This is a genomic window from Umbribacter vaginalis (assembly GCA_001552935.1).
Classification (GTDB): Bacteria; Actinomycetota; Coriobacteriia; order Coriobacteriales; family Eggerthellaceae; genus Berryella; species Berryella vaginalis.
Window position 1 is genome coordinate 17,179 of sequence record KQ959672.1, and the last position, 17,810, is coordinate 34,988.

Annotated in this window: 12 protein-coding genes; 8 read left to right on the top strand and 4 right to left on the bottom strand. The window is 46.7% G+C overall.

All coding sequences use genetic code 11. The features are described from left to right. Positions 1 to 392 precede the first annotated feature (392 nt). From HMPREF3190_RS00280 to HMPREF3190_RS00310, 7 genes are all read left to right on the top strand, one after another. Entirely contained in the window at positions 393 to 7,940 is a 7,548-nt protein-coding gene (locus HMPREF3190_RS00280; protein WP_066779047.1) for a cell wall-binding repeat-containing protein, read from the top strand. Between the two features lie 454 nt (positions 7,941 to 8,394). Beyond that, the gene (locus tag HMPREF3190_RS00285; RefSeq protein ID WP_066779050.1) at positions 8,395 to 8,745 is read left to right on the top strand and encodes an Asp23/Gls24 family envelope stress response protein; all 351 of its coding nucleotides are present in this window, start codon (positions 8,395 to 8,397) and stop codon (positions 8,743 to 8,745) included. A gap of 36 nt (positions 8,746 to 8,781) precedes the next feature. Then, entirely contained in the window at positions 8,782 to 9,288 is a 507-nt protein-coding gene (nusB, locus tag HMPREF3190_RS00290; RefSeq protein WP_066779052.1) for a transcription antitermination factor NusB, read from the top strand. A 13-nt stretch (positions 9,289 to 9,301) separates the two neighbouring features. Continuing rightward, on the top strand, positions 9,302 to 9,619 hold the full coding sequence (locus HMPREF3190_RS00295; protein WP_066779056.1) for an exodeoxyribonuclease VII small subunit: 318 nt from the start codon (positions 9,302 to 9,304) through the stop codon (positions 9,617 to 9,619). Between the two features lies 1 nt (position 9,620). Continuing rightward, the gene (dxs, locus tag HMPREF3190_RS00300) at positions 9,621 to 11,720 is read left to right on the top strand and encodes a 1-deoxy-D-xylulose-5-phosphate synthase (protein WP_449675880.1); all 2,100 of its coding nucleotides are present in this window, start codon (positions 9,621 to 9,623) and stop codon (positions 11,718 to 11,720) included. Between the two features lie 246 nt (positions 11,721 to 11,966). Then, positions 11,967 to 12,521, top strand: a complete 555-nt coding sequence (gene dcd, locus HMPREF3190_RS00305) for a dCTP deaminase (RefSeq protein ID WP_066779059.1) — start codon at positions 11,967 to 11,969, stop codon at positions 12,519 to 12,521. Between the two features lie 6 nt (positions 12,522 to 12,527). Then, positions 12,528 to 12,938 carry a Fur family transcriptional regulator gene (locus HMPREF3190_RS00310; protein ID WP_066779061.1) on the top strand — a complete coding sequence of 137 codons (411 nt, stop codon included), beginning with the start codon at positions 12,528 to 12,530 and terminating at the stop codon, positions 12,936 to 12,938. Positions 12,939 to 13,052: 114 nt separating this feature from the next. On the opposite strand, the gene HMPREF3190_RS00315 is transcribed toward HMPREF3190_RS00310, so the two are convergent. After that, a complete protein-coding gene (locus HMPREF3190_RS00315) occupies positions 13,053 to 13,910 on the bottom strand; it encodes a 5-formyltetrahydrofolate cyclo-ligase (protein ID WP_449675883.1) in 858 nt (285 codons plus the stop codon). A 424-nt stretch (positions 13,911 to 14,334) separates the two neighbouring features. On the opposite strand from HMPREF3190_RS00315, the gene HMPREF3190_RS00320 reads away from it, so the two are divergent. Further along, entirely contained in the window at positions 14,335 to 14,784 is a 450-nt protein-coding gene (locus HMPREF3190_RS00320) for an Rrf2 family transcriptional regulator (protein WP_066779066.1), read from the top strand. Positions 14,785 to 14,888: 104 nt separating this feature from the next. On the opposite strand, the gene HMPREF3190_RS00325 is transcribed toward HMPREF3190_RS00320, so the two are convergent. The 3 genes from HMPREF3190_RS00325 to modA form a co-directional block, all read right to left on the bottom strand. After that, positions 14,889 to 15,530, bottom strand: coding sequence for an ATP-binding cassette domain-containing protein (locus tag HMPREF3190_RS00325; protein WP_066779071.1), 642 nt, complete (start codon positions 15,528 to 15,530; stop codon positions 14,889 to 14,891). Further along, a complete protein-coding gene (locus HMPREF3190_RS00330) occupies positions 15,527 to 16,561 on the bottom strand; it encodes an ABC transporter permease (RefSeq protein WP_082715022.1) in 1,035 nt (344 codons plus the stop codon). Before HMPREF3190_RS00330 ends, HMPREF3190_RS00325 begins: the two co-directional genes overlap by 4 nt. 383 nt (positions 16,562 to 16,944) lie before the next feature. Next, complete coding sequence (modA, locus tag HMPREF3190_RS00340) at positions 16,945 to 17,787, bottom strand: molybdate ABC transporter substrate-binding protein (protein WP_066779078.1); 843 nt, start codon at positions 17,785 to 17,787, stop codon at positions 16,945 to 16,947. Positions 17,788 to 17,810 lie beyond the last annotated feature (23 nt).

Sequence of the window (17,810 nt, forward strand, 5' to 3'; positions counted from 1 at the left end):
GCACCGTAGCGTTTTGCATGCACGGCACTTTTCTGTAGACGCGGAATTGTATGCACGAAATAGTTCTTTACATGCGAAACAGTTTTGCGCTTATACTACCGTACGGCTTCGATCGTACCAGCTTGCCTACTACATAACCGTTTTCATGTAATAATACGTCATGTTAATAGTAAAGACTTTTATACTGCATATCTCTATATCTTTAGTAGATATTTTTGCTTGATATATGCACTTCTGCATAATAAGTAAAGTGAAAATGCTGCAACAATATATAATATACATAATCTTCCTATATAAAATACCAAATAATATTTACATTTGTGAACTCAAATTTTATTTAGCCATGGTAAACTTCTGAAATTGAGGCGGAATCTTTTATAAAGGAGGAATGAATGAAGCAAAAGCCTATTTGCTTGTTGATCGCTGCAACGCTTGCAATAGGTCCCTTCAATGGTGCATATGCTGCGCCTTCATCAGGCGATACGCACGATACGCAGCCTATACACCATGTAAAGGACGCATCAAGTACGCACAACAACTTGCATGTAACCACACGGGCGGTAGAACAGGAGGGGAATTTTGCTCGCTGGGGTGGCAGCGTTACAACGCCACCTTATTTAGCGCCTCAGCGTGATAAATTCTCTTACATTGTTGAGTTTACCAGTCCTGACATGCGCGAAAGCGTAAAAGCTGCTCTCGATCAGATGAAAGACGTTAAAGTTCTGTACGATTACAGCATCTTGTTTCAGGCAGTTGCTGTTGAAACGTACCCCGAGGTAGCTGCGGCGCTACGGTATGCAAAAGGCGTAAAGAGCGTTGAAGTGTGCTCTGCTGTGCAGCCTTTAAGCAAACAACATAAAGCAGATGCCCAGAACGCAGAGTCAAGAGCTGCCCAGAACACAGAAACCGCATCCAATCAGGCTGCGACCCAAACATCTGTGAGTTCGGTTGAAAGAGAACAAGCGCGCAAGCTTATCAATGTCGATAAAGCTATCGCATATTTGAAAGCGCTCCACGAGCAAAATCCCGATAATCCTATTGCGCAAAATTATGATGGGCGCGGTATGCGCATTGCTCATATGGATACTGGTATGGATGCATGGCATCAGGATATGCGCATCGACCCTGATGCAAAAGGTGCTAAGGGGTATATGGACGAAGCAAGTCTGAGTCGTGAAGATAAGCAGTTCTACATCAACGAAAAAGTGCCTCATAGCTTTAACTATTTAACGGGTGGCAAAGTTACCAAAGAGCTTGGCGATGATGGCGAAGAGTATGCTGATGCTCATGGTATGCATATTGCTGGTATTCTTGCTGCAAATGCAAAAGATCCAACCAAAGGCGTTGTGGGCGTAGCTCCGAATGCGCAAATACTGTCCTACAAAATTTACTCCGACATCAGCGAGGCTTTTGCTGGTGACGAAACGATGTTCCACGCGTTTGAAGACGCCATCAGCCACCACGCTGACGTTATTTCCATTTCGTCAGGCTTCCACGGAACTGGGCTTGTGGGCGAAAAGTATTGGAGCGCTATTCGTCACCTGCGCGACGCTGGCATCCCCGTATGTGTTGCCGCAGGTAACTACGCAACATCAGCGGCTGACAACTCGTGGGATTTGTACCCCGATAATGCACTGAACATGATTGATACTGGCAACCAAACGCGCACTGCTGCGCATGAAGACGCTATTTCTGTTGCAAGTGCACGCAACAACCACATCAATCTTTCAAGCGTTTCTATTAACGGACACGAATTCCCCTATGCACAAATTGGCGTTTTCTTTGATGAAAACAAAGCGATGGGCACCTCAAACGACCCGCAAGCACGCATGAAAGATAAGTCCTTCAAGTTCATTTACCTGGGCAAATGTCAAGATGAAGATATTGCAGGAAAAGATCTTGCAGGAAAAATTGTTGTTATGGATCGTATTTTCTCAACCGACATGAAATATGCGTTTAAGAAAGTACGCGACAAGGGCGCTGTGGCTGTTATTGTTGTGAACACGGTATCGTATTACAACCGCGACAACTGGAAAACCGTTCCTGCCATTGGCTATGAACGCGACGATCATACGCATGTACAGGTGTTTTCGCTGTCGGGCAATGACGGTAAAACGCTGTGGGATATGATTACGAACAAAGCTGATCAAAATCAGAACACCCCAGCTCAAGCGGCAACGAATGGCACTGCCGCACCGTCAGCCCCAGCTTCTGCAACCGCTACCGGTACCGCTCCAGCGGCTACGGCACAAAATCTCGATTACAGCGCGAACATGGACGCGTTCGACGCTCATAAGCCGAAAATCGGCCAGGAAAAAGAGCTACCACTTCATTTTACGGGCCGCTTCTTTGTGGAAAGCGACAACGTTGTGCCCGCTGGTTCTACATCGTGGGGCCCGCGCACCGACTTGTTGCTGAAGCCCGATGTATCTGCTCCTGGTAAGAACATTTACTCGACGCTGAATAACAACGCCTACGCCTATGATAGCGGCACGTCAATGGCAGCGCCGTTTGTGTCAGCTTCCACGGTGCTTATACGCCCGCGCTTAAAAGAGCTGGTAAAAGACGCAAACCTGGTAGCAGCGAATATTGACTTGGTTACCCTCACGAAAATTATGCTGCAAAATACAGCACACCCCATGGTCGATCCAACCACCAGCGATCAAAGTTCCGCAGGGCATTTATTTGCTTCCCCGCGTCAGCAAGGAGCAGGTCTTATTGATGTTCTTGCGGCATTAAAAAATAATGTTGTGGTATCAAGTGCTGCTAAAGGCAGTGATGGCGCGTATAACGAGTACGGTGCGGTTTCGTTGCGCGAAATTAAAGGCGCCTCGAAGCATTTTGACATTACCTTGCGTAATACATCCGATGCGCCGTGCACGTTTAATGTTTCATCAAGTAGCATTACGACCGATGGCGAAATATCAAAAGTAAAGCTCGATGAAAACTTTGAGGGTGAAGGCAACGCTGCAGGAAAGAAAACCGTTGCTGAAATTCATCCTGTGAAAGTAAAGGGAGCCTCGGTGCATTTTGATGCCGCAGGCGATAATGGATCAACGCTTACGATTACGGTTCCTGCTCATGGCACCTACAATTTAGCAGGTAGCTTGAATGTTGGCGAAGCTGCAAACGCTAACAAGTTCGTTGAGGGCTTCTTGAGCTTCAAATCGCAAACCGCCAACCAACCCGACCTGTCGATGCCGTTTATGGGCTTTGCAGGTAATTGGAATGCAGAAGAAATTATCGATAAGTGGGCATGGGAAAAAGGCTCACGTTCTGGCCATATTGTAGGCTATGACGAAGAAGGCAAGCTTAAACGCCCTGGTACCTTGAATGTTGGTGTTGGTGGCGAACATGACATCGATATGTTCCACCCAGAAGGCGTTATCCAAAATACCGCCGATGGCAACCCGAACCAGGTGCAAGACCCAACGTTTTTCTCGCTGAACAACGTAAGCACCAATTTTGGGCCAGGGAATGAAACCTATAACGCGGTACGTGCGTGGGCAAAACATCTTGCTGCGCAAAATCCATCGGCAACACCTGCCACGCCAACAGGCACAACGGATGATACAAGCAGTGAAGTGGGTGCCCAAGACTCATCGAACAGCCCCTTAATTAGCAATTGCACGCGCAATAAATCGGTTGTTCCTGCACCTTTAATTTTGCGTTCATGCAACGATGCTAAAGTGTCAATTGTGAACCAAAAAGACGAAAAGGGCCAGCGCGTGTTGCGCACCCTTGCCGTTCAGCAATTTATTCGCGGCATCTTGAACAGCAGGGCAAATGATGCAAAAGGCATGAAAATGTCAAAGCTGAAAGTGAACGCCGATTTGCGTTGGGATGGACAGGTATATTCACCGAAAACCATTGACGTTCCTTCATTTGATACCAGTGAAAGCGCAACGCATCAGGTTATTAACCCCGGCTTAACGTCTGTTGCTGAAGGGCAGTATTGGTATAAATTCCAGTATCGCTTAACGCCTGATTATCCTTATCAGGTGTCATATATTCCTGTGAAAGTGGATAACACAGCACCAGAAATTGTGCGCGTTGATGCTTCAAACCCTGCAAGCATTAAGATTTTCGCGCGTGATAGTTACCATCAGCAAAAAGATGTAAGCAAAACAGAATTCGACTTCGACCAAATTTTGCATCCGGAAGCCTTTGAAACGAAATATATTCCCGTATGGCAAGTAGATGCTGGCTTTATTGATGGCGAAAATAATCTGCAAAAGAAGCTTAAGGTGCTTAAAGTAGACAATCCTGGAGCGGAATTAACGTCTGAAGATAAGAGCAACGGCATAAGCGAATACACCATTGAGGATGTAACAAACGAGCTTCTACCTGGTAAAACACTTGAAATTGTTGCCCTTGACGGGTGCTCGAATTTCTCGAAGCGCTTCCAGGTACAGTTTGGTGAAGCCGCTAGCGGAACACTGCCTTACACGTGCGTTTCTGATGCTGATAACGCTAATAGCCCAAAACAGCAGGGAGTAATACAAAACTTAAAGATTGCTCCTGCGCCAAGCACCCATTCAAGCAGCACAAGCACATCAACGCCATCGAGTGAGCCTGCAAGCACACAGAAACCGACTATGGCTATCGATTATAAACAGTCTGATATAGAAACAGATTTGTCAAAAATTGTATTACCAACACGGGTAAAGCCGAAGCATTATCAGAAGAAAGATCCCTACACAGATGAAACAATAGACTACGAAGACACAGGTGAGCAAGGCAAGAAAGATAGCGATGGTAAGCCTCTCTACGACGATGGCACGCCTATCGAAACGGTTACCGCAACTCTTGAAGATCATCATGACGGCAGCTTTAGCATGTATTTCAAGAACGCAAGCACGGGCAAAAAGGAAAAGAATTGCGATTATGCCGCTTTGGTAAAGCCTCTTGCAGATGGCGGGTTTGATATACGCGGTACGCTCTATAACGTATCACCGCAGGCAAAACTTATGTCGCGCCCGTACATTAACGGTAGCGATAATCACAAAGGTAAAGAAGTAGTTACATACAATTTCCGCAAGGAAGGCGAACGTACAGCGCTCGATTTCGATTTGTATGCCAATACCGACGACATCAGTAACGAAGATGGGTACGACTTCAGTGTTGACCAGCGTTTATGTGTTGTTGATCAGGGAAAAGAAACGAATGTTGCAGTTATTAAAATTACAACCGATCACGCGGTAACCGTAGAAAAATCGAAAGTTTGCGCACCAGCAGGCGATGGCTTGGATCAAATTACTGAATGCGGTGGCACGAAGAAAACAACGGCTACTCCTTATACCGACACCAACAACAATACCTATTATGTTGTGAAAGACCATTTGAAGTTGCAGCCAGGGTATGCTGTTAAAATTACATCGTATAATCCAGGAAAAACAGGCCTAGAACCGCTCTTTAGCCAAACGTATTACTGCGACTCAACTAAAGATCACCATGATTACGACTATGACAATAACAAAGACCTGCCACAATTTATGTTCTATGTGCCTATTCGTGTTCTTCAAGGCTTTAACCAGGTAAACTACAAAGTGTATAAGATTGCCCTTGATGAAAACGGCAAATCCAAAACAACGAAGCCAGAGCTTATAGATGATAAACAGTCCGCTCAGAAAAATATTGTTTCTGAAGAAGGAAAATGCATTTATGTGGATATGAATCGTCCTGAATTGCGCATTGATAAAAACTTCTTCAACCCTGTGGTATTTTCAAGTCATGATGCACAGGCTGCTGGCGAATCGAGAAACGTCGTATACATTAAGCAGAGCCCGTTGAAGCTGAAAGGAACGCTAAGCGATAAAGGAGGCTTTAACTGGAAGTTCCGCATTAACGAAAGTCAAGTGAACGAATACCTTATTTATGGCGATTTAACCAGCGATAATACGCGACCCTTTAGTGTTACTATTCCATGCGAAGATGGCGATCGTCTTGACTGGGCTGCGTCTGATTATGTGGGCAATCAGCCCGATCACATTGCCGATCTTAACGGAAAGCCATATCAGCCAACGTACCATGATCAGTATTACATTTATCTTGATAACGTGAAGCCAACGCTAAAAGTGGAATGCGAGTCGAGCGAGAAGATTGATCAACAAGCAAAACAAACAGGCGACAGCTTGTCTATTCCGTATTCAACAGATAGTGGAAACCAGCTGTTTGTAAACATTGCCTATTTTGATAAGCGCAGCGAGGATCCTGCTAAACCAGGTAAAATTCAAAGGCATAGCATAAAGATTAATGGCAAAGAATACGACCCAGGCACCCCGCTCAAAGCATATGCGCCGCTTGCATACTATGATAATGACGATAACCAGTGTGATTACTATAAGATTGATGTAACAGCAGTCGATTATGCAGGTAATGTAAGTGCTACATGGTGCTCATGTAAGTTCCCGCACAGCGATGATCCAGATGAAATGCCATCGTTTCATGATGTTGAGGTCAAAACGGACAAAAAATCTGAGGAAGACAAACTACGTGTAAATCTGGATAGAAACGTTACAAAAGAAGACGCATCTAATCCTACAACGAGCAAGGTTTTTCCTGGCGAAGATTTCACCTTACCTGAATGCATGTTCAAAGCTCCTGATGGCAAGGTGTTTAATGGTTGGATTTTGCACGACACCGGACGCGATGTGCTGCATGCAGTAGGAGAATCGTTTATTGTAAAAAAGGATCTTACGTTTAAGGCGTCATGGGTTGACACGCCTAGCTTACAGACGGCCCCTGTAACCGTTACGTACGAGAAAAATGGAGGCACAAACGGCTTTGATACGTTAGTTACTCTGCCAAAGGGTTCTACCTACACGCTGCCGAAGTGCTCGTTTACTGCTCCTGACAAGCACGCATTTAAAGCTTGGTCGGTAAATGGTGTTACGCACCAGCCAGGCGATACGGTTACGATTAGCGAAAACACGCTTGTTACAGCGTTGTGGGCGCCCATTGTTTCGCCGTCTATTACACCCGATACTCCGATTGCTTATCCGCAGGAATGTACACCAGTACAGGGTGCTACCGCTGAAGACACAATGCAGCGTATTGTGAATACCGTTTTTGATGGTACAACAGGCGCTGTTGCTGAGGCAGTTCTTGCAGGTAAAGACAGCTATCTTGATGCGCTTTCTGCAAATGCGCTGGCGGGCAGCTTGCATGCTCCTGTATTGTTAACAAATATCGATGCGCTTCCCGCGCAAACGATTGACGAATTGCAGCGTTTAAAGGTAAAGAATGTTGTTGTGTGTGGCGGTACCAATGTTATAAGCTCTGCGGTTGAACAGCAGCTTGCTGATATGAACATACACGTAAAGCGCGTTGCTGGTCAGTGGGCAAGTGATACGGCAAATAGCATTGCAACGCAGATCAAAAACCCATCCGACACGTGCTTTATTGCTACGAGTTGGGGATATGCTGATGCTTTGAGCGCATCCTCGTATGCGTATGAGCACCATGCACCTATTTTCTTAACAAACTATGATAGCGCAGCTCTTGATGACAACACAATTGCTACTATCAAAAAGGGTGGCTACAAGCACGTATACATTGTTGGTGGAGAAAACGTTGTGTCATCTGATGTTGAAGCGCAGCTTGCTGATGCTGGTATTGCAGGCGTGCAACGTGTGGCTGGTGAAACGCAATATGACACCAGCGCACAACTTGCTCAGTTGTTTATTAGCAAAGGTATGAGCGCTAATAACATGGTTGTATCTACAGGCTGGGGTTATGCCGATGCATTGTGTGGTGCTGCTTTATGCGCACAACACAATTCGGTTATGATTTTGGCTGATGACAGTGATCAATCGGCTATTGAAGCGCTGGCGCACCAGTACAAGCAAGATGTAAAACATTATTACATCTTGGGTGGCCAAGCAGTTGTTGGAGCTACTACTATTCGCACGCTCGAACGAGAGTTTGGCGCCGAATAGGCACGTTTCAGCTGCACAAAGAATTGTGCGTCATCGTGACAACGTCCTCGTTGAACGAGCGCCACAAGCGGCACCTTGCTTTATGCGAGGTGCCGTTTTTTATTCATACACAGGAAACTTGAGCAGATGCAGGTAGCGCGAACAGGCTGTAAGCATGCTCTACCTACGCGTTCTCCGTAATGGGTGCTCTTTGTAATATGCGCTTTACGCTTTACGTGTTAGCTTATATATCGCCTGATGGTTTTGTTAGTTTTTGCAGGTGCGTTCCACGCTTCACGTGGTGGCTTATGTCTTTTCGAATTCTTTATACACGTCACACGTTCGTTCAATACGTGCGCGCGCTTCCCACACACAGGTTCAGAAAAATATTTGATACTTATTTATTGAATTGCGCTGCAATAATACGTAATGGTTGCTACACTTACTATAACACGCAAACGTAAGGAGTTATGCAATGAGCGATTTACATGTAGACGGCATGGGAGTATCTGCCGGTGTAGTTGAAACTATTGTTGCAATTGCTACTCAGGAAGTAGACGGCGTAGCCAGTGTTGGAAGCGCAAAAGTAAGCGGTTTACGTGGTATGATAAGCAACAAAGTAAGCGGCAATACCGGTATTGATGTTCATATTGGCGAAAACGATCATCTTACTATTGCTGTACATATTGTAGCGTTGTATGGCGCTGTTTTGCCCGAACTGGCAGAATCGGTTCGTGCAGCTATCTCCGATGCTGTAACCACGCAGGTGGGAGCGCATATCGATTCAATTGACGTTTATGTAGAAGGGCTAAAACGCGATCGCTAAGCCCTGCGCTTGCAGCGTTTTAGAGTAGAGGAAACCATGAGCTCCAAAAAGAAAATTAAAGAGCGTACCAAAGCGCGCCAACAGGCCATATCGCTTTTGTATTCAAGTGCAATGGTCAATACACCAGCACTCGATATTTTAGAAAAGGGCTTGTATCCTTCAAGCGATTTAGAAATATCGGAGTATGCAGAAGAGCTTGTTGTTGGCACACAGCAGCACCTTGACGACATAGATACGCGTATTGCGCATATTTCACAAAATTGGACGTTGGAGCGCATGCCGCTTGTCGATTTGGCTATTTTACGCGTTGCAGTATACGAGATGGTGTATTGCAGCGATGTTCCTGTGTCAGTTGCAATTTCAGAGGCGGTTGAAGTAGCAAAAAGCTTTGGCGCCGAGGATGAATCATCGCGTTTCATTAACGGTGTGTTAGGTAAAATTGCGTGTGCTCTTGATGAAGAGCATGAAGTGTCTACACTACAAGCTGACGAGTGCCAAGCTGATGAGCGCCCAACTGACGAGTGCCAAACTAACGAGCGTTAAGCTGACGAGTGCCATGAGTAATACAACACAGCGTCTTGAAGAAATTGTTGCATGCTTAAAGGATGATTCGCTGGAGCTTGATCAGGCATTAAGTTTATTGGAAGAAGCGCAAAAGCTTGCCGACAAAGCTTGTGACGAATTTGAAGAACAGTTTCGTGCACCTGTGGCTTTAGATGGTGCAGCTGGTGAGCACGCTGGTGTAGCTGCCACTGAAGTATCAGCTGATGAACGTTTTAACACCAACGATCACGCTTGCGCTTGCACCGCAGAATCCGCTAACGATCATGCTGGTGGATGCACGAATGAACACACGCCGAAGGAGGTAAGCTAGCGTGACAGAAGACCCTTTCGTTCCATCACAAAATCAAAACCTCCCCGTACAACCGAGCTCGCAGCGCTGCAGCTCCGAGAACAATATCTCCGCTGTTCAGCCACCTATGAAACGTATTCTCGACTGCATTACCGAGCCTTCACAGCTTTCATGTCTTACTAATGATGAATTGAATATTTTGGCTCATGAGCTGCGAGAAGAGATTATTTCCGTCACCGCGAAAACAGGCGGGCATGTTGCATCTTCCTTGGGGGCTATTGAAATTATCGTTGCTGTTCATTCACTTATTAACTCGCCAACCGACAAATTCGTGTTCGACGTTGGCCATCAAGCCTACGCGCACAAGCTGCTCACAGGACGCTTGAAAAACTTTCCTACATTGCGCAGTTTTGGCGGCATTTCTGGTTTCACGAACCCTGCAGAAAGCAAGCACGATGTTCATGCTGCAGGTCATGCATCTGATTCACTCTCTATTGCACTGGGGCTTGCAAAAGCACGCGCAATACGCGGTTCGAACGAAAAAATTGTGGCGCTTATTGGAGACGCTGGTATTTCGGGTGGTATGGCGTTTGAAGCGCTGAATATTATCGGTCAAATGCAGCTGCCTTTGGTGATTATTCTCAACGACAACGAAATGTCCATTTCCAAAAATGTCGGTGCATTGATGAAGCATTTAGGAGCCTTGCGTTCAAGCGACACCTACCGCAACACGCGCGACGCAACGCAGCGCCGCCTTGAGGCGCAAGGGAAGCTGGGCAGCGCTGCCGTGAACGTGGGCCGCAGCATGAAAGACTCCGTGAAGCAGTTGTTTTTGCCGCAATCGTCCATGATGTACGAGCAGCTGGGCATTGTGTGCACACCGCCTTTGAACGGGCACAACATCGAGCAGCTGCGCGACTTTTTGCGCATGGCGCTGGCCACGAACGGCCCTGTTCTGATGCATGTTGTAACGCATAAAGGCGAAGGTTTTGCGCCGGCCATTCAAAATCCGGTGCAGTTTCACGGCGTGGGCGCGTACAATCCGCAAACGGGCGAGATGCTGCCCAAGCCTGCGCATGCGCCGTCGTACACCTCGGTGTTTAGTGATGCGCTGGTGAACGAAGGGCGCAACGACAACACGATTGTTGCGATAACGGCAGCAATGCGCGGAGGCACTGGAACCGAGGCGTTCTTTCACGCGTTCCCCGACCGCTCTATTGACGTGGGAATTGCCGAAGAAAACGCAGTTGGCATGGCGGCGGGGCTTGCAATTGCGGGCATGAAGCCCGTGGTTGCCATTTACTCGACGTTTTTGCAGCGCGCGTTTGACCAGATTATTATTGACAACGCGCTTATAAACACCAATGTTGTGTTTGCGATTGACCGCGCTGGCCTGGTGGGAGCCGATGGCGCTACTCACCACGGCGTGTTTGACATTGCGTACCTGCGCATGATTCCGCAGTTGAAAATTCTTGCACCCAGCAACGAAGCCGAGCTTGTTTGTGCACTTCACACGGCACTTGTTACGCCTGGGCCCGTGGCGTTGCGCTATCCGCGCGGCAACGGGTGGGGCGTGGACATTCCAAGCGTTCCGCAGACCTTTGAGGTGGGGAAATCGAACACCGTGCGCGAAGGTAAGCAGGTGGCGGTGCTGGCATTTGGTGAAATGGTAAAAGTTGCGCTTGATGCGGCCGATGAGCTTGCGAAGTATGATGTGTCGGTGCGTGTGGTTGATATGCGCTGGGTAAAACCTCTTGATGAGCAGGCAATTCTTCAGGCGGCGCAAACGCAGCTGGTTGTGAGTATCGAGGATGGTGTTATTGCGGGTGGTGTTGGCGAAGAAGTGCAGCATGTGCTTGCGCTTCACAATGTTCATACGCCTTCGCTGGCGTTGGGTATCGAAGATGAGTTTGTTCCCCACGGCTCACCTGCCGATTTGATGAAAAGCGTGGGGCTTGACGCACACTCGGTTGCGCAGCGAATTTTGGACGCCTACCACGCAACGCAGAACGTGCTTGATGGCGTGGCGTCGCCTGCGGCGCACCAGCCAACCGAGCCAGCTGAACCGACCGAGCCAACTGAGCCGACCGAGCCAATCGAGCCAATCGAGCCGCATAATTAGTCTGAGGAAGGAACTGCGCGCAACGCACCTGCGCCGCCACGTTCCCGCTGATGGCACAACAGTTGCGCTGTGGTGTCGTGTTACCGTACCCGTTCCCGATGTTCCCACTCCCGCGCCCGCGTCGCCACGTTCCCACACCCACATCCGCGCCGCCACGTTCCCACGCCCACACCTGTTCACAAAAGCACTGTTCAAGGGTATACTATCGTGCGAACGCGTGTGCATGTACGAGCATAGGGGGCTTGTATGGTTTTGTCCGATCGAGACATAAAAAAGCAACTTGAACTGGGGCGTATTCGCATTGCTCCGCTCGATATGGACGACATTCAGCCCGCGTCCGTTGACGTGCATCTGGGTTCAAATTTCCGCATTTTCAAAAATTCGACGCAGGCGTTTATCGACCCGCTTAAAACGCAAGAGGGGCTTACCGAAAGCATCGACGTTCAGGAGGGCGGCATATTTGTGCTGCAACCTGGGCAATTTGCGCTTGGCACCACCGTCGAGCGCATCTGTGTGCCGTGCGACATTTTGGGGAAGCTGGAAGGGAAGTCAAGCTTGGGGCGCATTGGTCTTATGATTCATTCCACTGCAGGGTATGTTGACCCAGGTTGGGAGGGTGAAATCACGCTTGAATTGTCAAATGTAGCTACCCTTCCCATTATTTTGCATCCTGGCATGCGTATTGGGCAAATGTCGTTTGAGCAAATGACAAGCCCCGTTGAGCGCCCCTATGGTTCAGCAGGCCTTGGGAGTCATTATCAGGGGCAATCGGGCGCATGTCCTTCATATCATTTACGGTAGGTTGTTATGGCACGCTACGATACAAAACAAAAACGCATTATTCGTGCTTTTTTGGAAGAGCATATGAACTGCTATATGACAGTTGATGACATGTATGAACAAATGTCGGAAGCTGGTGAAATGCTTGGTCGTACAACAGTGTATCGTACGCTTGAGGCTCTTTTTGCGGAGGGCGAGGTTGCAAAAATTCAGATGCCGTCTGACAAAAAAGCTTACTATCGCTATATTGATAAGGAACAAAGCGCCTATGGTCAGTTGTTATGTCTGAAATGTGGAGCTGCGTTAGCAATCGACTGCAGCACATTTACCGAGTTTGCTCATCATACGCAGCAATCTCATGGTTTTTGTATCATTCCTGCTCAAAGTATACTTTTTGGATATTGTGAAGCGTGTCAAAAGCGCTTCATGGAGCGATAACATGCGTTTAGCTTGTTTTATACACATGCGTTCGTGTTGCTGAGCATTCGGACTACTGCATGTTCGTGTTGCTGAGCATTCGTGTTGCTGAGCATTATCTTATACGAGCTTCCTTTAACTTACGATAATGTCGGGAAGTGCTACGTCGTGCGGTTCAGGATATACACACGCAACATGCTGTTCCTTAAATGCTACTCCAATAATTGAAGCGTTTGGTGAGCACTGCACCAAAAACTCATCGTAGTTTCCTTGTCCATAACCAAGGCGCATATTGCTATCATCGAAGCCTACCACAGGAACAACTATTGCATGGAATTCTTCAGCTTGTACCCAGCGTGTATGCGTGGTGTAAGAATCTCGTTCAATTTGCTGCTCAATGGCAGCTTGCGTGTATGCGCGCGCTGGATGCGCTAAAAATTCAAGCGATTTGTGTTCTACGCTGATAGCATTAAGCTCTACAAAGCGCATCTGATTGCGCACCTTAGGTTGTTGTTCTGTAAAAACGTGTGTTTTGATTGCAGCTGCACAGGGTGGGTGCGTCTTGTTTGCACGTATGTCGTGCTGGTAAGTGTCACGTGAAGTGCTGTTGTGTATAGCTTGCGCGTTTGTGTTTTTATCCAGCGGATCGTTGGTACCTGGTCGATCGCTGTTGCATGGTCGATCGTTGGTACCTGGTTGATCGTTGTCGCATGATCGCGCGCTTTCAGCGCATACTTGCGTATCACGTTCACGCTCTGGCTTAATCATGCAGGGAAAACAGAGCGTCCATGGTTTTCCTTCTGCGCGCTTTATAAAAGGCATAAGCGATACTTCGTCATCCATGGCGCAATACAGTGCTATGGTAAAGGGCTTTATGGGCTCTGATTTTGAATAAATTGTGTAGAGATTATCAATTTTAGTAAACAGGATATCTGAAATTATATTACTTTTTGTATCACGTTCCTCACGAGAAAGGTTGCGCCTCAGTTGCATTATATATTTTCTTACACTTTGTTTAAGTTCGCTTAGATTATCATGTTGAACTGGCATTTAAATTATCCAAACCTTTCTTCTCTATTGTTACATTGTACGCAATACTAATGCAATAAATAGATAATTTATATTAACTTTTCTCTTTCAGAATTGTAACAATGTGTGACATAATAACAATTACTACTCGAACGGTAGGAGTATGCGTTACAATACAAGTCTACCAATTGCATGAGCGTATCGTACCATGTAACACTTCTATACAATTGTGTGATGTACGTTACTATATTATGTCAAAACTTAAGTAGAACTTACATTAATGTAAATTTTGGCTACAGTTTAACGGTTGAGTGTATACGGGAAAACGACGATTGCTGGTACGTGCTTGGTGTATAAGCATATACCTTACCCGCGAAGGGGGACGACTATGAAATTAAAAGCCTCTATCGACTATGGTGTACGCACCATGATGTATCTTGCATCAAAAGATGCTATTGTGTCATCACGTGAAATCGCTGAACGCATGAATATTCCGCGCGATTATCTTATTCAATTAGGTCTTAAACTGCGTAATGCTGGTTTGATTATTGCGCGTCCTGGTAAACATGGTGGGTATGAATTAGGCAAACAACCAAGCGAAATTTCTGTTGGCGCTATTGTTCGCGCGTTTGAAGAACCAGGCAAAGCACGTCGTTATACACTTGCTGATGCCGATATTGAAGCAGAACTGCTTAATCGTGTTGAAGATGCTAATTCACTTATTTCGAGTAGTCTTGATGTGTTTCTCGGAAAAATTTCTCTGCAAGATTTGATTGACGCATCCGCTCATAAGGGCAACGTTCATAAATTTTTGGATAGTATCCACATGTTTGCATAAAGTGCAAACGTATTTGTAAAGCATTGTAATTTTATATGTCATCCGCACGTCACATGCCGCATTGTGTGTGTCCGTGCTACGACGCTGTAGCCTTGTATGCGTTCCTACTTGTATTTCCTTACTTCATAGGTGCGCATACGTAAGGCACGCTGTTTGTCGTGTGTTACTTCAATAATGCTTGCACTATGCTGATCTTGCCATTCTGCAAGTTTTTCTTCCATAAGGTGCTTTGTTGCCGTATCAAGTGCCGCAAATGGCTCGTCCAGTAATAATAATGAGGGATTATGAATAAGTGTGCGCGCTAACGCAACGCGCTGAGCTTCACCGCCGCTCAAGGTAGCAGGATGGCGCTGTGCAAGGTGCTCAAGGTTCAACCATCCAAGCAGTGCGTGAGCGTGTGCGCGTGCCGATCGTAAAGAAGTACGTTGTGCGCTATATCTCAGGCGAAGTGGTAGTGCTACATTATCGAGCACTGAAAAATGGTTGTACAATATGCTGTCTTGATAGAGCAAGCCAATGTTTCGTTCAGCAGGTGCAATTGTTTCGAGCGGAACGCCACGCAGCAGCATATCTCCAGCGTATGCTTGCCAACGACCTGCGATAGTTTCCAGAATAAGCGTTTTTCCAATGCCCGATGCTCCCGTAAGGCAAATATGCTGACCAGCGTTAAGTTCCATGCTGAGGGGTGCGGTATGGCATGAGCCAATATACACTTCAAGGTTTTGAAGCGAAAGAAGCGTACTCATGTTGCGTATTCTCCTTTTGCATCTGAGCGTTCCACACCTGAGCCGTTTGCGTCTACGTCAGCATCAGATCGCGTATCGCCACCAGCGCCTGAGATGTTTGCGCCTGAGCTTTCAGCGCCAGCACCTGAGTATTGCACGTCTGCGCAAGCGTTTGATCCGTTTACTCCTAAGCCTTTCGTATCTGCATCATCTGTGGTGTTGCCCGTCGCGCTTCCATGTCTTACGCGCTTGTGGCTCCTGTACTTGTCATGAGTTGATTGTCGCAGCCATATGCGAGACAGGCCACTAAGCGCAATTGCAAGCAAAATGAGAATGGTAGCAATTGCTAATGCGCGCGATAGGTTGCCTGTTGAGGTATTGAGCAAAATGGCAGTTGGTAGCACTTCAGTTGACATGCGCGTTGTGCCAGCTACCATCATAACTGCACCATATTCTCCTAAGCATCTGCTAAAACACATGATAATAGCGGCAATAATATCGTGTTTAACGCTGGGAAATACCACCAACCAATCAAGCTGTGCGTTGCTTGCGCCCATACTGCGTGCTTGGAAAATATGTTTGGGGTTTATGTTTGAAAAAGCAGCCCATAGTTGTTCAACAACAAAGGGGATATTAGTTACTACCTGCGCTAATATAATTCCTTGTACCGTAAAGATAAATTCGATACCCAAAGGTTCAAGCAAAGGTGCAAGTCCTTGATTACCAAAGAAAAGCACAAGCATAATACCAAGGACGATATGAGGCAGCGCCATTGGTGTTGTCAGAAGTTGAACAAGCGCGCTGCGTCCTTTAAAGCGTGCCGAAAACAGGGAACTTGTAGCGCATAAGGAAAGCGGTATACAAAGAGCAGTTGAGATAATGGCTGTGACCAGCGATAATCCGCATGCAAATTGCACTTCTTCGTCGAAGATGGCGCCTGGCAGCTCTCCTACTCCTCGTAAAATGCCATACACCAGCGGGGCAATAAGGATAAGGCATGCAATCCCCAAGGAAGCAAACCCTCCTATTCTCCACGGTGATACGTGTTTCATGAGTGCCTTGTTGTCCTTTCGCTACGAAACCATGCTGGTTATGCACGTCAAAGCGCTGATTAGGGCGCGTAAGGTTTTGATACTTGGCTGTTGGTTAAAGGTGTAGATATGAATACATTCATATCCAGTGTGCTGCTATACTTGAACCTGTTTGTGCGTCGTTTGCGGTTGTGTGTTACAAACGTGCCTACACTCGACATATTGCCATTCGTTCATACGCCTGCAGCTGATATGCTTCCATCCACGCATGCACCAGCGCCCAACATACTGCTATTCGCTCATACGCCTGCAGCCGATATGCTTCTACGAATATGCCTGCACTCGATGAACGGTTTCACTTGAGTGCAGGCGTTTCGTGAGGTCTACATGCTTTCTACTAACGTTTATTTATCAACGGGTAAAAATCCGTGGTCAGAGTAAGCTTTTTTACCTTCAGCCGACTTTAAATACGCTACAAATTTATTTGACAGATCTTGATTTTTGGTAAAGGTAGTAATGCTTGCTGTAATAATCTGGTTAATGTTTTGGTCGTTAGGAATGGTAATAGCTTCCACATCTTGCGCTTCAGATACCGAGTCTTTGGTACATATACCAGCATCTGCGTTACTCGATTGTACTGCGGTAACAATCTCAGTTACCGTACCAACGGTCGCTTTAATGTTTTTCTTAGCATTGATGCCGTTTTTCTCGAAAATCATATTGGCGGTGCGACCAATAGATGCGCTTGCAGCATCGGCCAAAACAAGCTTTACGTCAGGTTTTTCAAGATCTTTCAAGCTACTAATATGTTTAGGGTTACCTTTTTTTACTACGATAGCAGGTGTATGGTTTGCTACAGGAATATTGTCTTGTACCAGACCTTCTTTTTTGGCGTTTTCGTAGTCGGGTTTAGCACCCACAATAAACAAGTCGCCTTTGTGCGTTGATTGCAACTGTGCAAGAAGTTTTCCCGAGCCTGCATAGGTAATATCCAGCTTAGCGCCAGGGTTTTTGGCTTCAAAGCCTGTTTTTACCTGTTCCATAGCTTTTTTCATGCCAGCGCCACAATATACCATAAGGTGCTGCTCAGACGCTGGTTTTGTTTGCTCGGTAGCATGCGGCGCCTTTGCGGGCTCGGCAGGTTTTGCCTGCGGTGCGCACGCTCCAAGAAAGCCGAGCGATGCAACCACACCCAAAGCTATAACAAGCTTTGCTCCCTTCGATGTAAATGCATGAGTACGTTCCATTCCTTTTCCTTTCATAACGTGGA

Coding starts and splice junctions, on each gene's coding strand:
- dcd (WP_066779059.1), top strand. CDS start 11,967: ATGGTTTTGTCCGATCGAGACATAAAAAAGCAACTTGAACTGGGGCGT.
- HMPREF3190_RS00325 (WP_066779071.1), bottom strand. CDS start 15,530: ATGAGTACGCTTCTTTCGCTTCAAAACCTTGAAGTGTATATTGGCTCA.
- HMPREF3190_RS00295 (WP_066779056.1), top strand. CDS start 9,302: ATGAGTAATACAACACAGCGTCTTGAAGAAATTGTTGCATGCTTAAAG.
- HMPREF3190_RS00315 (WP_449675883.1), bottom strand. CDS start 13,910: ATGCAACTGAGGCGCAACCTTTCTCGTGAGGAACGTGATACAAAAAGT.
- HMPREF3190_RS00320 (WP_066779066.1), top strand. CDS start 14,335: ATGAAATTAAAAGCCTCTATCGACTATGGTGTACGCACCATGATGTAT.
- HMPREF3190_RS00310 (WP_066779061.1), top strand. CDS start 12,528: ATGGCACGCTACGATACAAAACAAAAACGCATTATTCGTGCTTTTTTG.
- nusB (WP_066779052.1), top strand. CDS start 8,782: ATGAGCTCCAAAAAGAAAATTAAAGAGCGTACCAAAGCGCGCCAACAG.
- HMPREF3190_RS00280 (WP_066779047.1), top strand. CDS start 393: ATGAAGCAAAAGCCTATTTGCTTGTTGATCGCTGCAACGCTTGCAATA.
- modA (WP_066779078.1), bottom strand. CDS start 17,787: ATGGAACGTACTCATGCATTTACATCGAAGGGAGCAAAGCTTGTTATA.
- HMPREF3190_RS00285 (WP_066779050.1), top strand. CDS start 8,395: ATGAGCGATTTACATGTAGACGGCATGGGAGTATCTGCCGGTGTAGTT.
- HMPREF3190_RS00330 (WP_082715022.1), bottom strand. CDS start 16,561: ATGAAACACGTATCACCGTGGAGAATAGGAGGGTTTGCTTCCTTGGGG.